We start from the raw sequence: 17061 nt of genomic DNA, 5'->3' as shown, positions 1-17061 counted from the left end.
TGACAGCCCAATGAGGCTGCCAAAGACATTGGAGGGATCATGCGGAAGCGCCGTGATGTCGTCGTCCCGACGCTGGAAGAGATCAGGCAGTGGCCTGCCAGCGTTGATGTGCCCACGGGCGGGCTGGCCTTTGGGATTTCGCAGTCCTACTCGTACGAGCTGGTGAAGCGGGACCAGTTCCCCGCGAAGCTCATCAAGGCCGGGGGAGTCGTCCGCGTGGTGACCGCCGACATCCTTGCGAAGCTTGGCGCGGCCGCCTGATGCCCCCCACAAACGACGAGGGGCGCACCCGCGGCAACGGGGCGCCCCTGAAAGTCGAGAATCCCCACCAGGGCTCCGACACGTTTCTCACGATACGACAGGTCGCCGACCGTACGCGAGCGATCCCGGCCGCCACCGTCGAGGAGATGCGGCGCCTGGTCGGCGACCTGGACCACCACCGTGCCGAGGTCATCGACGCCTACCGGGACGGCTTCCGCGACGGATGGGACGTCGGCTACGGCTTCCGCCTCCACGAGGAGCAGATCGCGTGGACGGCCAGCCGTGACGCCCCCGGGCCGGGGGTGATGGGCACCACCTGGCAAGAGCGGGCCGCCCTCGACCGGGCTTACGCCGCGGGGGTGCCCTGCAACTCGCCGCACACCTCGGGCTGCTCGCGCTGTATCCGCGCCGACGCGGTCGCGCGCCACGGCAGCGACTACCCGGGCGGGCCCATCGAATGGGAGCCGGCACGCCCGGCTCAGGAGGTCGCGTGAGCAAGAAGTGCAAGCGGTGTGGCGCCGACCTCGTGTCCCTTCCACACCAGATCGACGGATGGGGCGAGTACTACGCGTGCGCCGGCTGCGAGCACAAGCCCGAGGGATGCACGTGTGAGCCAAAGGAGGCGCCAGCGCAGCCGTTCGCGCGGCGCATCAAGCTCACCCGGGCTTCCGAGATCGAGCCAGAGCCCGTCGAGTGGATGTGGGAGGACAACGGCAGGGGTCGCATCCCCTCCGGCGCTCTGGCCGTCGCCGCCGGCCGGGAAGGCACAGGCAAGAGCAGCTTCGGCATCTGGATGGCCGCTGGCGTCACCACCGGCACGCTGCCGGGCCCGCTGCTCGGCCGACCGCACGACGTCATCTATGTGGCGGTCGAGGACTCGTGGAAGCACACGCTCGTGCCCCGGCTCATCGCTGCGGGGGCCAACCTCGATCGGGTGTGGCGCGCCGAGGTGGAGATCAGCGAAGACGAGACCAGCACGATCAACCTGCCCAATGACTTCGCCCTCCTTGAGGACTCCATCGCTCACAACGGCGTGAAGCTCGTCATCCTCGACCCACTCATCTCCACCATCAGCGCAGGCATCGACACCCACAAGGAGCGATCCGTGCGAATGGTCCTCGACCCGCTCGCGCGGCTCGGAGACCGCACCGGGTGCGTGATGCTCGGCATTGCCCACTTCGGCAAAGGGGCAGGTACCGACGCGTCGTCGCTCATCACTGGCAGCGGTGCCTTCAAGAACGTGCCGCGCGCCGTCCTGGCTTTCGCCGTCGACCCAGACGAGGGGACGCGGGTGATGACGCAGAGCAAGAACTCGCTTGGCCTCGCTGATCTGCCGTCGCTGGCCTACAACATCGAGTCGGTCAAGATCGAGACGAAGAAGGGCACGGCGGACGTCGGCAAGTTCGTCTTCTGTGGCGAGGCCCCGCGCTCTGTCGGCGAAATCCTCGCCAGCAACGGCGACGACAGCGAGCAGCGCAACGACAAGGCTGGCGCCGTCGAGTTCCTGATTGAAGCCCTCGCTGGCGGGTGGCGCAAGACCACCGAGATCCAGGAAGAGGCCAAGCAGATCCACGGCATCTCCGAGCGGACCTTGAACCGCGCCCGCAAGAGCCTCGCCGTGGTCGCCAAGAACTTCCCCACGGGGCCCAACGGCAAGGGTGAATGGTGGCTCGCCCTGCCGGAGCAGAGTGCCACCCTTCCCGACCCGGAGGGTAAGGGTGCCAAGCCGTAACGCTGTGACCTGCGAAGGCTGCCAGGGTGCCAAGACTGCCAGTGTCTCCAGAAGTTGGCACCCTGGCACCCTTCCCCCGACCTCGCCCGTGTCCGCAACGGGCTCCAAGGGGGCGACGCCATGACCAACCAACCGCTCTACCGGGTCATCGACGGGGAGCCGTGCATCTCCACGGCCGGCATGGCACTGCTCATGGGCGTGCCCGTCGAGGAGCTGCGCGCCGAGCAGGCCCGGCAACGCGCTGCCGGCGTGCCCGCCGACCGGTTCCAGATGCCGCACGCGTGGATCAAGCAGGGGCGCCGCATCCGCAAGGAAGTCTCGGCCGCCCTCGGCCGCGAACCGGCCATGCGGGAAGTCCTCGACTACCTCGCCGCCCGGCCGTCGCAGGACGCGCCGTGAAGCCCATCCCCGGCGCCGGCGGGCTCGGCGAGACCGTCGACCAGCGGGTGGCCGAGCGGATCGAAGCCGCCCGCCGTCGGCGCCTCGCCGCTAAGGCCCTGCGCGCCGCCTTCGCCCAGCGCCGCGCCTACGGACTACGCGCCCGCCACGCGGCCCGAGAGCGCAACACCCCGCCGCCGGCGGACGGCAAGGGCGAGGGCTGAACGTGAACGAACGGTGGCACCTGCCCGAGCAGTACACCCACGGGCCCGGCGTCGAGATCCCCGCCCGCATCTGCGCGTGGCTGGAGTCCCACGCCGGGCTCGCACGGTTGCGCATCGAACGCCGCGGCCAGGACCCCGAAGTCGACGCCGTGCTCGCCGCCATCCGCCAGCAAGCCGCGCGGTGGCGCACTTCCGCAACCGGAAGCCCAGATGCGGCACAGCCGGAAGTGGCCCCATCCTCGACGTGGCTGACAACCACCCAGGCCGGAGACCTGCTCGGCATGACCGACCGCGGCGTCCGCGACGCCATCGAGGGCGGGCGGCTCCCCGCCGAGAACGTCGCCGGCCGGTGGCGCATCAGCCGCGAAGACGTCGAGCACTACCGCGCCCGCCGTGGCGCCGCATGACCGGGAGGACCCGTGGACCACGACGACGACCAGACCGCCGACGAGCAGCCGGCGCCCCGGCGCCAGGCCACCCCGGTGGACATGAACCAGCGTCTGCGCGACCTCGCCGCCCTCCCTGCCGACCAGCGCTCACCAGGCGCCCGCCGACTCCGCGACCACATCATCAACCGCAAGCCGCAGGAGAACCCCGGTGCCTGAAGACCGACTCCCCGCGCCCGCCCTGTTCGACGGCCACGCCCGCGGCGCCTACACCCTGCCCGACGAGCTGCTGAAGCTGCGCGACGTCCACACCAAGCTGACCAACGAGCCATGGCCCGTCCCCCCGCAGTCCTCTTGGGAGCTCACCGGGCAGCTCGCCACGGCCACCGTAGACGCCCTGTACGCCGGCGCCCCGCTGCCCGACCCCGCCGACATCGAACGCGCCCGCGCCGCCGAGCGCGTCCGGGCCGACACCATCGAACTCCTCGGCATGGCGCTGGAGATCGCCGCCCGCCGCGTCTCCTCCTGCATCCGCGAGCAGTCCGAGCAGATCATCACCGGACACCTCGCCCCCGCCCTCGACGCCACATGGCAGGGCATCCGCGAAGCCGTCGGCGTCCTGCACCAGCACGGCGAAGACGAACCCCGCCGCCTGCTGTCCGCCCCCGCCAAGGTGCGCAAAGCCAGCGACCAGCTCGACCAGCTCGCCGAGACCTACACCGTCATACGGGCAGGCCGGCAAGCCATGTGGTCCATGGGCATCCGCTGCATCGAAGACCCCGGCGACCGGTACGCCACCCTCGCCAACTTCGACGATCTGCATCGCACCCGCATGGCCATGTCCCGCACACCCTGGCACGGCATGTCACTGCGGCAGACCCTCATCTACTTCGTCGACCACGCAGCCCAACCGTGGATGCCGACACCCGAGCAGCAGGCCGCCAAGGTCGCCGAGGCCATAGCCAACGGGCCACACAAGCTCAAGGCCGTGGGGTTCTGACCATGCACGCACAGACCCAGGCCGGGGCGCTCACCTCCTGCTGTAGCCCCGGCCTGCACAAGCCCCCCCGGGGGTTGGCGAGGGGTCCAAGATCCACTTCGGATAGAGGACCGCGGGGGAGGTGGCTCGCAGTCCAAGACCCTGAGACCTCCCCGCACGCGCGCGCGAGGACATCTCAGCCCCCCAGAGAATCGGACACACCCGGCATACCCCCCCAAAACGGACATTTAGAGGAGACCGCGGGGGAGGGCGCCGCGTGGTGCCGGAGCTTGATCGGTTTGCGCGGGGGGTCGTCGTGAGCGAGCTCGATGCCGCGGCGGCACGGCTGCGCACGGTGGTGGAGGAGCTGTCGGACTTCGACCTCGGCCGGCTGTACGGGGCGGCGCATCATCTGCGGCCGAACCTGGTCGGTGATCTGGCGGTGCTGGCCGAGGTGCTCGACGGTGTCGCGGCGATGGCGGTGGCGCGGTGGGCGGAGTGCGCCGGGGTGGACGTGGAGTTCGCGCACGAGTTGTTCCGCGCTGAGGCGGACAGGAGTGGTATCTGATGGCGGATCGTTCGGTGTCGATCTCGCTGCGGGCGAAGGTCGGGGACTTCGTCACCAACATGCGGACGGCGAAGGCCTCGACGCAGGATCTGTCGCGACAGATGACCGAGACGGGTGCGTCGGCGGACCGGATGCGTCAGCGCCTGGAGGCGGCGACCAAGGCGTTGCCGAAGATCAAGATCGACGCTGATTCTTCGGCCGCTGAGGTCAAGTTCGCGCAGCTTCGGCGTGATCTGGAGTCGCTGGCCGGCAAGAGGATCGGCATCGACATCGACGCTGGCGCGGCGATCGCTGAGACGCAGCGCATTGAGCGCGAGCTCGAGCAACTGCAGCGCACCGAGGTGGACGTCAGCGTGCGGGCCGACATCGGTACGGCGCTGGCTGAGCTGCGGGCGATGCAGGGCGAGGTCAACCGGCTGGACGGCGAGACTGCGCGCGTGAAGGTGGACGCCGACGTGTCGGGTGCGCTGGCGAACATCGCCCTGGTGGGTGCCGCGCTGAGCGCGTTGCCGGCCGCTGTGACGATCGGCGCCGGGGTGGCAAGTCTCGGTTCGGCGTTCGGTGTCGCCGCCGCGGGGGCTGCGGCGTTCGGGGCGGTGGCGATCCCCGCCATGGGCCGGGTGTCGGACGCGGTCAAGGAGATGGGCAAGGCCACCGGCGGGGCCGGAGGGTCCACCAAGTCCCTGGCCCAGTCGCAGGCCGAGGCTGCGGCCCGCGCCTTGCAGTTGGCGCAGGCGCAAGACCGGGTCAAGGACGCCCTGCGCAAGGTGAAGGACGCCCAGACGGATGTGACGCGGGCGCAGCGCGACCTGGGGGCCGCCCAGGCTGATGTGTCGCGGGCGATCGAGGACGCCGCCAGCCGGCACGCCGATGCGCTCCGGCGGATCGCGGACGCGGAGCGGTCTCTGGGCGACGCACAGCGCGATGCACTTCGCGCACAGCAGGCGGTCAACGACGCCCGCCGTGAAGCCGCCCGCGACCTGGAAGACCTCGGCAACCGGCTGATCGACACCAACCTCGACCTGAAGGGCGCCCAGCTCGATCTCACCGACGCGCAGGACGCACTGAACAAGGTCATGGCCGACCCCAAGGCCACCGCCGCGCAGAAGGAACGGGCGCAGCTCAATTACGACCGGGCCGTTCAGCGGGTCAAGGAACTTCAGCTCGCGTTGGAGCGGCTCAACGCCGAGCAGGCGCAGGCCGACAAGGACGGCGTCGAAGGGTCCAAGCGGGTCAAGGACGCCAAGGACGCTCTTTCGCAGGCGAACGAGCGGATCGCGGACGCTCAGCGGAACCTGGCGGACGCGCAGCGGGACGCGGCGAAGGTGGACCTGGACAACGCCCGCCGGATCGCTGACGCCCAGCAGAAGGTCGTCGAGGCGCACGAGAAGGTCGCCGAGGCGCAGCGTAAGGTCGCCGACGCCCAGCGGGACGCGATCCGCGCGGCGCAGCGGCTCCGCGTCGAGCAGCTCCAGGCCAAGGCCGCCATGAACCAGGCCGGCGGCGCGGCCGGCGGGGCGGCGTCGAAGTTCGGCGAACTGTCCAAGGCCGAGCAGGGCATGGCCAAGGACCTGAAGAAGTTCCAGGACGGATACAAGACCTGGCAGCAGTCCCTCGAAGGGGACGTGTTCCCCGCCATCAAGGGCGGCCTCGACCTGGTGACGACCGGCCTGCCGAAGATCTCGCCGCTGGTGAAGACGGCATCGAAGTCGTTCGTCGGGCTGGAGAAGGACGCCCGCAAGGCGCTGACTGATCCGTTCTGGGACAAGTTCATCCGGGACATCGACAAGGAGATGCCCGGCGCGATCGAAGGGCTCGGCCACACCGCGGGGAACGTGTTCAAGGGCATCGCCGGCGTGATCGACGCCGTGCTGCCGCACTCGGGCGATCTGATCGGCGCGATCGAAGGCGGGTCGAAGAAGTTCGCCGACTGGGGCGTCAAGCTCCGCGACAACCCCGACTTCAAGGCGTTCGTGGCCTGGGTGAAGACGAACGCGCCCGAGGTGGCGCACCTGCTGGGCAGCGTCGCGACCAGCGCCGGCCACATCGTGACGGCGTTGACCCCGTTCGTCCCGAGCACGCTGGGCGGAATGCAACTGCTGGCCAACATCACGGCCGGCATGTCCCCCAGCCAGATCCAGGGCATCGCTCTGGCGGTCGCCGCGATCTACACGGCGGTCAAGGTCGGCAAGGCGGTCAGCTCCGGGGTCGAGCTGCTGGGCGACCTGCGGACGAAGATCGGGGAGGCGGGGAGCGCCGCCGGGTCGAACAAGGGCAAGATCTCCGCGTTCGCCGGGCTGCTCGGCGCCGGCGGGCCCTGGGGGCTGGCGGTGGGCGCCGGGATCACCGCCCTGGGACTGTTCGCCGGCGCCCACGAGGAAGCCAAACGCAAGGTCGACGATCTGGCACGCTCGCTGGACCAGACGACGGGGAAGATCACCGGGGAGAGCCGCGAGGCCGCGAAGAAGGAGCTGTTCGACTCCGGGGCGGTCGAGGCGGCCAAGCGGATGGGCATCAACCTCAAGGACCTGACCGAAGCAGCCTTGGGCAACGAGGCGGCGATCAAGCGGGTCAACAAGGTCTTGGACGACAACAAGACCTACGCCCAGGTAGCCGGCGGCCGTCTGGGCACCTACTCGGGCACCACCAAGATCCTGACCGGCGATGCGAAGCTGCTCAATGACGTGATCGGCGGGCAGAACGAGCGGCTGAACGAGGCGCGGCAGAAGACCGCCGACGCCGCGGCCATGGGCGGCGTGAACATCGAGACCCAGCGGCGGATGAAAGACGCCTACACCGACGCCACCCGGGCGCTGGATGAGTCCAACCACAAGCTCGAAGTTTCCGCCGGCATGACCGACAGGCAGAAGGAGGCGGTCAGGCGTGCCCAGGAGGCGTTCGCCGGGCTGCTGGGCAAGGTCAAGGACAACGCGAACGCGACCTACACGCTGACCGGCAAGACCTCCGATGCGACCGAGGCGATCGCTCGGCAGCTTCCCAAGCTGTTCGACCTGGCCGGGAAGTCCAAGGAAGCCCGAGAGCAGATCTACCAGCTCGCCGAGAAGTACGGCATCAGCCGCAAGGAAGCCGACAAGGCATCCGAGGGCGGCAAGAAGCTGAAGGAAGTCCTCGACAAGCTGAAGTCGAAGGACATCCACATCAAGATGGACACCAGCGCCGCGGAGAAGAAGCTCAAAGCGCTGTACGACTGGCAGTTGAAGATCCTCGGTGTCAACAACAAGATCCCTGAGGGGATCGCGGCGCCGAAGAAGAAGGCCGACGGAGGGGTGTCGTTCGCTCCCTTCGCTGCGGGTGGGGTCGCCGCGTTCGCCGGCGGGGCCGAGCGGCATGTCGCCCAGATAGCCCCGGCCGGCGCGATGCGGTTGTGGGCTGAGCCCGAGACCGGCGGCGAGGCCTACATTCCGCTCGCGGCCAGCAAGCGGGCCAGGTCGACGCAGATCCTCGCCACGGTGGCCGGCGAGTTCGGCATGCAGCTCATGCCGAAGAAGCTGGCCCTGGTCGCCGCGGCGAACGGCGGGCTGGTCGCTGGGTCGGCGACCCCGGTGATGGCGACCGGGTCGGCCTCCGGCGGGCTGCGGGTGTCGATCGACAACCTCGGCTCGCTCACGGCCAGCCTGGACGCGGCGAGCACCGGTCTGAACGAGCAGCTTGCCGGGGCGACCGGCAGGCTGACGGACACGATGGGCGCGACCGGCACGCTGACCAAGACGCTGGGCACCGTGGGCAAGACCGCCGACAAGGTGGCCACGACCACCGCCGGGTCCACGGCGTCGCTAACGAAGTCCATCACGAGTCTCACGGCGGCGATCAGCAAGCTGACCACGGCCATCAGCAAGGCCGGGGCGGTGGCCAAGACCACGTCGAACGCCGGCGGGTCCAAGACCAGCACCAGCAAGCCGAAGGCGAACACCGCGCCCAAGGCTCGCACCGATCCCAACGACGCGACCTACGACCGCCACCCGCCGCCGAAGAACCGCGGGCTGCTGAGCGCTGAGATGGACGACAAGCCGAGAAACAGCGTCGGCGGGTCGTCGGGTGGCGGGGGCGGCGACTTCTTCGCGGCTGCGTATTCGCCGTCCGATGCCGTCCTGCGGCGTGCCGGGGATGTGCTCGGACAGGCCGCCGGGTCGGCGTTCGGGTGGGTGATGGCCGGTTCTGCTGCCCGGTCGCTTCCCATCAACGGCCAGCCGACCGGGTGGCGGGCAAACGACCGGCCGGCTGCTCGCCCGGTCCGCCGGTCGGCGCCGGTTATGGGTGGCGGCGCCTCCTACTCGGGGGTGTACTCGGCGGGGCCGGTGCAGAAGGGCTCGCTGGCCGGCCGTCTCGCACACGACGGCGCGGCCGGTCGCTCGGGGTCGCTGGTGCACGTCGAGCGGATGGAGGTCCGCGAACAAGCCGACATCGACATGGTCGCCGCCCGGATCGCCATGCGGGTCAACGCCCGCGGCTGATCGCCGCCTGAAAGCCGCTGTGCGGGCCGCGCGGCGCCACCAGGGCACCGCAGAGGGGGCGTGCCCTGGCGGCGCTTCTAGCGGCTCTCAGGGCTCGTCGTGGTCGAGTTGGGCGAACCACAGCCGCACCTGCTCGGTGCACCACTGCTCGGCGTCCGCGCGGGAGTTGAACGACCGGGACGGCATGTCGTCGCCGAGGGTCAGGAACAGCTTGCCCTCCCACCGCTTCCCTGACCGGCGGAACACCCCGGCCACCTTGGCGCGGCGATGCACGTACCCGGCGAACGCGTCAGGGTAGGTCAGCGACGGCTGCCACGACAGGGTGATATCCCGCAGCATGCAATGCCAGCAGCCGGTCACGGCCACGCCCGCTTGAATCCCTCGGTGACGCGGATGACCAGCGCTCGCAGCTCGAGGTCGGCCCGGGTGTCGGCGACCGCTTCCCGGCCGGAGTCGACGTGTACGGCCCTCCAGGTGCCGTCGTCGTCTTGGCGTACGTCTCGGAACTCCGGAATGTCCGGCTTACCATGGCCCATAGGTCGCACCTCTCACGTGCGATGGGGCCCGTAGGCGTGTGCCGCGCCGGCGGGCCCCGTGCTTTCAGGGGGTAACCACCGTACGTCTGGTTGGCCAGGGCTGGCCAGGGTTGGGCCTGACTATCTTTGGCCTGCTCAGGCCACCTAACGTCCCGCTGTGACCATTGATCGCGACGGGCTGAGGGCGCCCTACCAGCAGCTCGCCGACATTCTGCGCGAGCGCATCGCCTCTGGTGACATCCCGGTCGGCCGGCGGATCCCGTCGCACCACGAGCTCGAGGCCGAGTTCGACATCTCGCGGAACACGATCAAAAAGGCGCTCGACGTGCTCAAGGGCGAGGGGCTGCTGGAGACGGCGCCGGGCCGCGGTCTGTTCGTGAAGGCCACCCCGCCCGCCGAGGGGTAGGGCTGCTACGTCTTCCCGGATCCGGGAAATGGGACGAACGACCTTTTTCGGCGACCACCGGAAAAGGGTGTCCATGGCCGCGGACGACCTCGGCGAGGGCGCGGGGTACGGGCTCACTGCGTACCCCTGGGCGAAGGGTACGCACCAGCGTGTACCCCCTCGTGAAGGGTGTGCGGCGGGGTGTTCGTTCAGAGGTCTACCGGGGTCTACCGCGCACGTCAGGGCGGGTCTACCCCGGGTAGACCCCTCGCGGCCGGTAGACCCCGGGTAGACCTCGCCGGTAGACCCTCAGAAGCCGCCCAGAGCGGCCAGCAGATCCTCCCGCCTGTAGCCGTTCTTGTTGATCCCGCCCACCTTCAAGTCGCCCGGAGTGACCCCGTACGGCCGCAGCACCGCGGCGAGCTTGGAGGCGTCCCACCCCATCGACGGCTGGCGTTCGGCGAGGCGGGCGACGAGCTCGGCGGTGTGCATTCGCTCGGCCTCGCCCATCGCGGCGAGCACATCGCGCACCGGGGCGTCGTCGACCTGGTCGACCGGTGCCGGTCCCGCGGGGAGCGTGCCGGCCGCCTGGCGCAGCACGTAGGCCGCCTCGGCGATGTCGGTCAGGTCGGGCCCGGAGTCGTCGAGGAAGTAGGAGCGCAGCTTGACCGGCTCGGAGCCGTCGGCGTCCAGGATGCCCACGCCGCGGTGGGTGCGCCGGGGGATCTCCGAGGCGTCGAATCCGCGCCCGACCGCGCCCTGGCCGAGGACCGCGTTGGAGGCGGTGGAGTCCGGGCAGCGCATCGCCCAGCGCAGCGAGCACACGCCCTTGAGCGGTCCAGGGATCGCGTCGGTGGTCATCCGCTGCGAGGCCAGCACCAGCAGCACCCCGGCCGCCGGCCCGCGGGAGGCGATGTCGACCATGGCGTCCACGATCTCCTCGCCCTGCGGGCTGGTGACGTAGTAGCGAGTCTCGTCGACCACGGTGAGCTCGATGTCCACGCCGAGCTGACGGCACAACGCCGGGGTGAGCTTGGCCGAGCCGCCCGCCTCGTCGAGCATGTCGAACACGCGTTCCATCTGTGCCTGCATCCGCTTGAGGTGGGCGAGCAGGCCGGAAGCGTTGCGCTTCTCGGCGGTGTGGGCGATCTTCCGCCACGGCCGGTGGTCGCCGGCGCCCTTGCCGTCCCACAGGTGGATGCGCGGGGTGACGGCCAGGGCGGCGCAACCGATGATGCCGTTCACCGCGGCGGACTTGCCGGCCCGCGGCTCCCCGGCGACCAGTAGCGAGGCGTCGACCAGCCGCAGCGTCTCCGGCTTGCCGCGGCCGTTGACCCCGGCGGGGATGCCCGCCCAAAAGTCCATCGGGTCGGTACGGCCGATCAGCGGCGAGGGGTAGATCTTCAGGAACGGGTCGGCCTTGGCCACGTACACCGCCAGGCGGCCGGCGTGCTCAGGCAGCAGGTCGAACACCACCTGCGTCTCGCCGACGCCCAGCGCCGAGGCGAAGTCGGCCTCCTTGCCGATCGCCTTGCGGGCCCGCTGCCCCGGCGGCAACTGCAGCACCGTCGACCAGCCGCTCGCCTCGGTGATGACCGGCGAGGCAAGGCGCATCTCCTCGACGCTGCCGGTCGCCAGCTTGGCCGAGATGGCCGCGCGCACCACCGCGTTGTCCGCCGGCGTCTTCTTGCCCAGGCCCGGGAACCGCAGCGGCGTCGTACGGTCGGCAAGCCGGCGCTTGACCTCTACCGCCGTACCGGTGCCCAGCACCAGGCTCAGCGACAGCACCGGCGCCGCGCCGTCCCACAGCAGCCACGCCCCGGCGGTGACGCCCAGGTACGGCCCGGCGATCATCCACGCCTGCCTGCGCCGCCGGGTACGCACCGCCTCGACGAACGCGGGCGAGTCGCCGCGGGCCGAGCCGTAGTCGTCGGCGCGGATCCACCGCCACCCCGTACCCGCCAGGCGCGCGGTCCCCACGACGGGCGCGCTCACCGTCAGGTACGTGGCCTTGACGGCGTACTTGAGCAGGTGCCGGCGGTGCTTGACCCCTTGGGCGAACCGGGCCAGGCGTACCCGGAATCCCTCCCCCTCGGGAACCGGGTCAGGTACGTACCCGGGCAGCTCGGGTACGCGCTCGGGAAAGGGCAACAGGGTGCCCTCGTGTCCCTCGGCGATCTGCGTCATGCTGGGATCTCTCCTTTCGTAGGGAGACCGCCCCCGGGGTGTCTTGGCAGGTAGCCCGGGGGCGGGTACATCTCAGGTACGGGTACGCGCGGCCAGGTACGCCCGTACCTCCTGCGCTTTGTCCTGGCCGATGTGCAGTTCATCCTTGATCCGCCGGTACGGCGGGATGCGCCCCTGGTCGAGGTCGTCGGCGAAGTGCTCGACGGCCTTGAGGTACATCTCGGGTACGTCCTCAGGTACGTCGCGCGGCCCGGGTACGCGCTCGCTGACCACGGTCCGCCGCGGCGCATCGCCCGCGGCCAGCACCGGGCGGGGGAAGCCCTCGACGGGGCCGAGCACCGGCAGGCCGGCCAGCAGCGGCACCCGCTCAGGTACATCCGGTACGTCGTCAGGTACGACAGGTACGGGCTCGGGTACGGCGGCCTCGGCGTCAGGTACGCCCCGCCCGTCGCGGGCGAGCATATGCCCTAGCGCCGCCCCCATGCCGAGCACCAGCACCGGCAGGCATGACACGACGGTGGTCACCTGCCAGGGCGCCGAGGACTGCCCAGAGGTCGCCAGCAGGTGGTAGCCGACCTGGCCGAGCATGCCCAGCAGCAGCGACCCCAGCGCCGACCACTTGGCGAACGCCCGCGTCGCTGGCGACACCTCGCCGTCCGACAGCCACGCGTGCAGGGCGTAGGCCGCGTACGCCTCGACCCCGATCGGCAGCGTGACCGCCGTGTTGATCGTCAGGTCGGCGATGCCCGGCAGCGGCTTGACCGGGCCGAACCCGGTGAGCTCGCCGAGCCCGACCCATCCCGACCAAGTGGCGACCCCGGCCGGGAGAGCGAGCAGCAGCAGCGGCCAACGACGCGTCACCGGCCGGCCTCCAGTTCCACGCCGCGGGCCGCCGCCCATGCGCGCATCTCCTCGGGGGTATCGGTCCAGGAGGGCAGCAACCGCCGCGCGGCCGCGCCCTCGGCCATCTCCCGCGGGCTCGAGGTACGCGGCCGCAGGTGCCCGTCCGGCTGTCCCGCCGCGGCGATCTCACCGAACGAGCGCAGCGTAGGCTCGAGGTCGAGGGGGATGCGCAGGAAGTGCTCCCCGCGCTCGCCGTGCTGGATCTCCACGAAGAGTCGGCCCGTGGCCAGGCCGCGCAGCAGGCTCACGCCCACCGTGCCGGCGTCGGGGAAGGCGAAGTCATCGACGTAGGCGAAGCCGGGCGGCAGGACGTACCACTCCGGCGGGCCGGACGGCTCCAGGGGCAGCCCGGCGACGCTGGGCGTGTCGTCGCTCATCGGCCCTCCTCCTCTCTGAGCAGGCGGCCACCATGGGCGAGCATGCCGCCCAGGTGCCGCAGGTCCTTCACCGGGAACTCGCGCAGCGCCCGGCCCAGATGCTCGGCGATGTCGTCGGCGAGGTCGTAGAACCGGTCTCCGGTCTCGTCGTGGACGTACAGCCGCAGGAAGTCCCGCTCGGCGTCCCCGATCAGGGAGGCGGCGAGCACGAAGTCCAGGCCGGGGCCGGCCGTGCCGAGGTCGCGGGCGTGCGCCATGTCGGGCTCGGCGTGCCGCTGCTTGCACCAGGACGGGCAGGGGGAAGGCGGGTAGCTCACTGCGCCACCACCTTCGCCGGGGCGAGCAGCCCCGCCATCTCGACCAGCGCCCGGCCGAACTGCGAGTCAGCGTTCTCGACGAGAATTGCCTGGCCGAGGGTGAGCGCCGCAGCCGGCGTGAGGTCGGCGCACGCGGTCGGGTCGTCTCCCTCGAAGGTGTGCACGATCACCGCCGGGGGCAGCCACCGCGCCGGGAAGAACCCGGTCTCGCCGCCCGCCGGCGCCTTGACCTGCTGGACACCCACGTACACCTCCCGGCCGTGCTCGTCGGACAGCAGGGCCCCGAACGCGGAGTGATGCTCGTACCCGCCGGGGTGCTCACGCCCGGCGAAGGTGCACCAGGGGGGGCAGCTCTGCTCGCTCATGCCGCGCCCCCGTCCGTGCGGGCCAGCTCGACCAGGGTCAGGATCTGCCGGGCGAAGGCCTCGGCCTGCTCGGGCGTGGCGTTCTCCATCCCCTGCCACCACACGCGGCGCCCCACCTCGTTGTGCTCGTCGACCAGGTAGGGGCCCTCGGCGTAGACGCCACGAGGGTCGGAGTAGCACGAGTCCGGCATGTCCTCGTAGGGGATGTGGTGCGCGCACCAGGGCGCGCACCCCGGCCCGCCGGCGGCAGAGCGGGCGGCCTCGATGTACCGCTCTCGCTCCCGCTCGATCTGGGCGAGCGTGGGCCGCTGGTAGCGGATCTCGGTGAGGGTCACGAGGCACCTCCGCGGCACACCTGGCACTCGGGGGTGCGGCACTGCTCGGCGGCGGCATGCACCAGACCGGGCAGCGAAGAGAGGTCGTTCGGGGGAAGCCGCAGCGCGACGATCCGCTGAACCGCGTCGAAGAGGATCTCCTGCTCGGCCACGGTGAGCGAGGCGTTGACATCCCGGGTCACCCCGGCCTCGGCCGAGTCCCAGCCGTGCAGCTGCGCAAGCTCGATGGTGACGGACGACCCGGCGCGCAGGCCGATCTCGAACACGTGCTCGATGGTGCTCACGCGATCACCGCCAGGGGGCGCGGCTCGGTGGCCTGCGCCTTCTCGATCTGCCGGAACAGGGCCAGGGCGAACCCCTTGGCCTCGGCCAGCGGCAGGTAGGTGTCGGCGATGGCGATGACCGTTCCGACGCCCGGCTCGTAGCTGAGCCCGACGCTCAACGGCTCGGCGTAGGTGTCGCCAGGGACGGCGATGTCCTCGCCGAAGCACAGGCCGATCTCGGCGTCGTGGTGAACACACCACGGCTTGCAGGTGCGAGCGCTCGCACTGGGCGCGGGCATGGAAAGATGACCCATTGGGTCGCCTCCTGGTACTAGCAGGACGGTGATCAAGGGCCCGTCCGGTGTTACCAGCACCTGGCGGGCCCGCTTGCTTGGTACGTCCCGACTGTATGCCTCAGGCGTTCACCCGTCAACCATGGACATCCGCCTATTTTCTACAGTCGTCGGTTACAGACATTCGCGTATCCAGCATCTACACTGGCCGCCATGACGCGCCCTACGCACCCATGGACCCCTGTCGGTATTGATGGCATCGCCGAGCAGCTCGGGGTGTCCGAGAACACCGTTGTGACGTGGCGCCGGCGTTCGGCGAAGGAGTGGGTCACGGTGACGAAGTTTCCAGAGCCGGCCGGGAAGATCTCCGGTCGCGACTGGTGGTGGCTCGCCGACATCTTGGATTGGGCGCGTGAGACTGGACGGCTGAAGGATGGCGACCGTCTCACGCCGATCTCACAGACTGAGCGGACCGAGACGGAACAAAACGAGCAAGAGGGACCCTGAGCAGGCGTTACGGAGCCGGACCCCCTACGCGGAGACCGTTCATTCCACTGGGGGTCAAGGGGTCGCAGGTTCAAATCCTGTCGTCCCGACCAGTTCTAGCTGGTCGTAGGGGTTTCGGAGTTCCTCCGGAGCCCCTTTTCCGATCTTCGGGAGCCAAACGGGGAGCCAATCGGTCAGGCGGACCGGCTCTTCTTCTTGAGGATCTTGTCCATGGCCTGCGCACCCTTGGTGAGCGCCGGCCTGATCTCGTGGCGGTAGACCGTCTCCGTCACGTGCGTGCTGACGTGGCCCACGAGATCACTGATGTCCTCCACGGGGACATCGTGCGCACTGAGAATCGACACGAAGCTGTGGCGGAGTTCGCGCGGACTCCACTCCTCGCCGAGTCCGGCAAGCTTCGTGATCTTCTGGAACTCGCGGCGGACATGCCACCTGTCGAGAGCCGTCCCGTCTTCCCGGCAGAAGACGAGATCGTGATCCTGCCACTCCTCTCCGGCCTTGAGCCGTTCGGCTGCCTGGTACTTGTGGTGGGCCTTGAGAGCCTGGACAGCCCTTCTGGGCAGCTTCAGCACTCGCCTGGACTTCTTCGTCTTGGTATCGCCCTTGGCGCGTACGGAGCGGTAGACCGCGACCGTACCCGCCTTGAGATCGACGTCCGCCCAGGTGAGCGCTCGTGCCTCTTCCGTCCGGATGCCGGCCAGCAGAGACACCACCACGTACGCCGAGAGACGGAAGTCCTTGGTGGTCTCCACGGCTTCAAGTAGCGTGACCGCCTGCTCCAAGGTCATGGCGCGCGAGGGGTGTCCCTCCTGCCCTTCGGGGATGATGATCAGACTCGCCACGTTCCGTCTGACCCTGTCGCGGGCCTGAGCCTGCCGGATCGCCCGCTCAAGAATCTGATGGATCAGGCGCAGTGAGCGCGTGGACAGTTCCTCTGCGCGTTCGTCCATCCACTCGTCCAAGTGGTCCGCCGTCAATTCCTTGAGCTTGATGCCCCCGACCTGGGGGATCAGGTGCTTGCTCGCCAGCGACCGGTAGTTGTCGATGGTGCTCTTCGCCTTTCCTTTGAGTCCCTTCTCTAGGAAGTCGTTGACCGCGTCCTCTACGGAGTACTTGGACTCCGTCTTGATGCCCGCTTCCAGGTCCGCGACAGCTTCGCGCAGCTTGTCCCTGACCTGGGCCTTGGTCTTGCCCTTGCGCTTGACCCGCAGGCGTTTGCCCTTGGCGTCGAAGCCCAGACTGATGGCTCCGGTGAACCCATCTCCTTCCGGGTAGATGGAGGCTTCGTACTTCCCGATGATGATCTTCATGTGATTACCTCCCTTCTGGGTATGGGGCTGATCTTGCGTGCCCTGATCCGCTGTCGAGGCGTACCACCGGACTCGTGGTGATCAGGGCCTTGTCGTCACTCGGCGTCGTGCTCGTGCTGTTCGATGTACTCGTCGATGGCCTTACGGATGATGTAGGCCATGTCCCGATCTTGCCGTTTGGCGATCTTCTGGAGCTTGTCCCGACGTTCGGGGTCGAGTCTCAAGCTGTAGTTCTCGGTGGCCATGCCGTTCTCTCTTGATGCGGCTGATGCTTGTCCGTGTC

The 17061-nt window shown here is 69.6% G+C and carries 24 protein-coding genes; 12 read left to right on the top strand and 12 right to left on the bottom strand.

All coding sequences use genetic code 11. The features are described 5' to 3' along the window. Positions 1 to 39 precede the first annotated feature (39 nt). The 10 genes from ACFO60_RS33415 to ACFO60_RS33370 all read left to right on the top strand — a co-directional run bounded on the left by ACFO60_RS33415 (position 40) and on the right by ACFO60_RS33370 (position 9000). Entirely contained in the window at positions 40 to 261 is a 222-nt protein-coding gene (locus ACFO60_RS33415; protein WP_380848748.1) for a DNA-binding protein, read from the top strand. Beyond that, positions 261 to 755: a hypothetical protein gene (locus ACFO60_RS33410; protein ID WP_380848745.1), complete on the top strand. Its 495-nt coding sequence runs from the start codon at positions 261 to 263 to the stop codon at positions 753 to 755. Before ACFO60_RS33415 ends, ACFO60_RS33410 begins: the two co-directional genes overlap by 1 nt. Beyond that, positions 752 to 1993: an AAA family ATPase gene (locus ACFO60_RS33405; RefSeq protein WP_380848742.1), complete on the top strand. Its 1242-nt coding sequence runs from the start codon at positions 752 to 754 to the stop codon at positions 1991 to 1993. Before ACFO60_RS33410 ends, ACFO60_RS33405 begins: the two co-directional genes overlap by 4 nt. A 120-nt stretch (positions 1994 to 2113) precedes the next feature. Continuing rightward, complete coding sequence (locus ACFO60_RS33400) at positions 2114 to 2392, top strand: hypothetical protein (RefSeq protein WP_380848739.1); 279 nt, start codon at positions 2114 to 2116, stop codon at positions 2390 to 2392. Further along, complete coding sequence (locus ACFO60_RS33395) at positions 2389 to 2595, top strand: hypothetical protein (RefSeq protein ID WP_380848736.1); 207 nt, start codon at positions 2389 to 2391, stop codon at positions 2593 to 2595. Before ACFO60_RS33400 ends, ACFO60_RS33395 begins: the two co-directional genes overlap by 4 nt. A gap of 2 nt (positions 2596 to 2597) precedes the next feature. After that, a complete protein-coding gene (locus ACFO60_RS33390) occupies positions 2598 to 3002 on the top strand; it encodes a helix-turn-helix domain-containing protein (RefSeq protein WP_380848733.1) in 405 nt (134 codons plus the stop codon). Between the two features lie 12 nt (positions 3003 to 3014). Beyond that, positions 3015 to 3200, top strand: a complete 186-nt coding sequence (locus tag ACFO60_RS33385; RefSeq protein WP_380848730.1) for a hypothetical protein — start codon at positions 3015 to 3017, stop codon at positions 3198 to 3200. Beyond that, the gene (locus tag ACFO60_RS33380) at positions 3193 to 3981 is read left to right on the top strand and encodes a hypothetical protein (protein ID WP_380848728.1); all 789 of its coding nucleotides are present in this window, start codon (positions 3193 to 3195) and stop codon (positions 3979 to 3981) included. The genes ACFO60_RS33385 and ACFO60_RS33380 overlap by 8 nt, the downstream gene beginning before the upstream one ends. Before the next feature lie 295 nt (positions 3982 to 4276). Next, the gene (locus ACFO60_RS33375; protein ID WP_380848725.1) at positions 4277 to 4528 is read left to right on the top strand and encodes a hypothetical protein; all 252 of its coding nucleotides are present in this window, start codon (positions 4277 to 4279) and stop codon (positions 4526 to 4528) included. Next, the gene (locus ACFO60_RS33370) at positions 4528 to 9000 is read left to right on the top strand and encodes a hypothetical protein (RefSeq protein ID WP_380848722.1); all 4473 of its coding nucleotides are present in this window, start codon (positions 4528 to 4530) and stop codon (positions 8998 to 9000) included. Before ACFO60_RS33375 ends, ACFO60_RS33370 begins: the two co-directional genes overlap by 1 nt. Before the next feature lie 87 nt (positions 9001 to 9087). On the opposite strand, the gene ACFO60_RS33365 is transcribed toward ACFO60_RS33370, so the two are convergent. Both ACFO60_RS33365 and ACFO60_RS33360 read right to left on the bottom strand, forming a co-directional pair. After that, a complete protein-coding gene (locus ACFO60_RS33365; protein WP_380848719.1) occupies positions 9088 to 9366 on the bottom strand; it encodes a hypothetical protein in 279 nt (92 codons plus the stop codon). After that, complete coding sequence (locus tag ACFO60_RS33360) at positions 9357 to 9536, bottom strand: hypothetical protein (protein WP_380848716.1); 180 nt, start codon at positions 9534 to 9536, stop codon at positions 9357 to 9359. Before ACFO60_RS33360 ends, ACFO60_RS33365 begins: the two co-directional genes overlap by 10 nt. Before the next feature lie 157 nt (positions 9537 to 9693). On the opposite strand from ACFO60_RS33360, the gene ACFO60_RS33355 reads away from it, so the two are divergent. Then, complete coding sequence (locus ACFO60_RS33355; protein ID WP_380848713.1) at positions 9694 to 9942, top strand: GntR family transcriptional regulator; 249 nt, start codon at positions 9694 to 9696, stop codon at positions 9940 to 9942. Between the two features lie 288 nt (positions 9943 to 10230). On the opposite strand, the gene ACFO60_RS33350 is transcribed toward ACFO60_RS33355, so the two are convergent. The 8 genes from ACFO60_RS33350 to ACFO60_RS33315 form a co-directional block, all read right to left on the bottom strand. Continuing rightward, a complete protein-coding gene (locus tag ACFO60_RS33350) occupies positions 10231 to 12108 on the bottom strand; it encodes a P-loop NTPase family protein (protein ID WP_380848710.1) in 1878 nt (625 codons plus the stop codon). Between the two features lie 72 nt (positions 12109 to 12180). Beyond that, on the bottom strand, positions 12181 to 12969 hold the full coding sequence (locus tag ACFO60_RS33345) for a hypothetical protein (protein ID WP_380848707.1): 789 nt from the start codon (positions 12967 to 12969) through the stop codon (positions 12181 to 12183). Further along, positions 12966 to 13388 (bottom strand): hypothetical protein, encoded by a 423-nt coding sequence (locus ACFO60_RS33340; protein ID WP_380848704.1) that lies wholly within the window; start codon positions 13386 to 13388, stop codon positions 12966 to 12968. Before ACFO60_RS33340 ends, ACFO60_RS33345 begins: the two co-directional genes overlap by 4 nt. Next, positions 13385 to 13705, bottom strand: a complete 321-nt coding sequence (locus ACFO60_RS33335) for a BTB/POZ domain-containing protein (RefSeq protein ID WP_380848701.1) — start codon at positions 13703 to 13705, stop codon at positions 13385 to 13387. The genes ACFO60_RS33340 and ACFO60_RS33335 overlap by 4 nt, the downstream gene beginning before the upstream one ends. Beyond that, positions 13702 to 14070 (bottom strand): hypothetical protein, encoded by a 369-nt coding sequence (locus tag ACFO60_RS33330; protein ID WP_380848698.1) that lies wholly within the window; start codon positions 14068 to 14070, stop codon positions 13702 to 13704. The genes ACFO60_RS33335 and ACFO60_RS33330 overlap by 4 nt, the downstream gene beginning before the upstream one ends. Continuing rightward, on the bottom strand, positions 14067 to 14405 hold the full coding sequence (locus ACFO60_RS33325; RefSeq protein ID WP_380848695.1) for a hypothetical protein: 339 nt from the start codon (positions 14403 to 14405) through the stop codon (positions 14067 to 14069). The genes ACFO60_RS33330 and ACFO60_RS33325 overlap by 4 nt, the downstream gene beginning before the upstream one ends. After that, positions 14402 to 14689, bottom strand: a complete 288-nt coding sequence (locus ACFO60_RS33320) for a hypothetical protein (protein WP_380848692.1) — start codon at positions 14687 to 14689, stop codon at positions 14402 to 14404. The genes ACFO60_RS33325 and ACFO60_RS33320 overlap by 4 nt, the downstream gene beginning before the upstream one ends. Continuing rightward, positions 14686 to 14982 carry a hypothetical protein gene (locus ACFO60_RS33315; RefSeq protein WP_380848689.1) on the bottom strand — a complete coding sequence of 99 codons (297 nt, stop codon included), beginning with the start codon at positions 14980 to 14982 and terminating at the stop codon, positions 14686 to 14688. Before ACFO60_RS33315 ends, ACFO60_RS33320 begins: the two co-directional genes overlap by 4 nt. Positions 14983 to 15174: 192 nt before the next feature. On the opposite strand from ACFO60_RS33315, the gene ACFO60_RS33310 reads away from it, so the two are divergent. Then, complete coding sequence (locus tag ACFO60_RS33310) at positions 15175 to 15468, top strand: hypothetical protein (RefSeq protein ID WP_380848686.1); 294 nt, start codon at positions 15175 to 15177, stop codon at positions 15466 to 15468. Between the two features lie 173 nt (positions 15469 to 15641). On the opposite strand, the gene ACFO60_RS33305 is transcribed toward ACFO60_RS33310, so the two are convergent. After that, a complete protein-coding gene (locus ACFO60_RS33305) occupies positions 15642 to 16778 on the bottom strand; it encodes a site-specific integrase (RefSeq protein ID WP_380848683.1) in 1137 nt (378 codons plus the stop codon). Between the two features lie 95 nt (positions 16779 to 16873). After that, entirely contained in the window at positions 16874 to 17023 is a 150-nt protein-coding gene (locus ACFO60_RS33300) for a CopG family ribbon-helix-helix protein (protein ID WP_380848680.1), read from the bottom strand. Positions 17024 to 17061: the final 38 nt, after the last annotated feature.

The sequence above is a fragment of the Sphaerisporangium dianthi genome, assembly GCF_042654065.1.
In the GTDB taxonomy this organism is placed as follows: domain Bacteria; phylum Actinomycetota; class Actinomycetes; order Streptosporangiales; family Streptosporangiaceae; genus Sphaerisporangium; species Sphaerisporangium dianthi.
The sequence above is the reverse complement of the archived record's forward strand: the minus strand, read 5'-3'. Positions and strand labels throughout refer to the sequence as shown.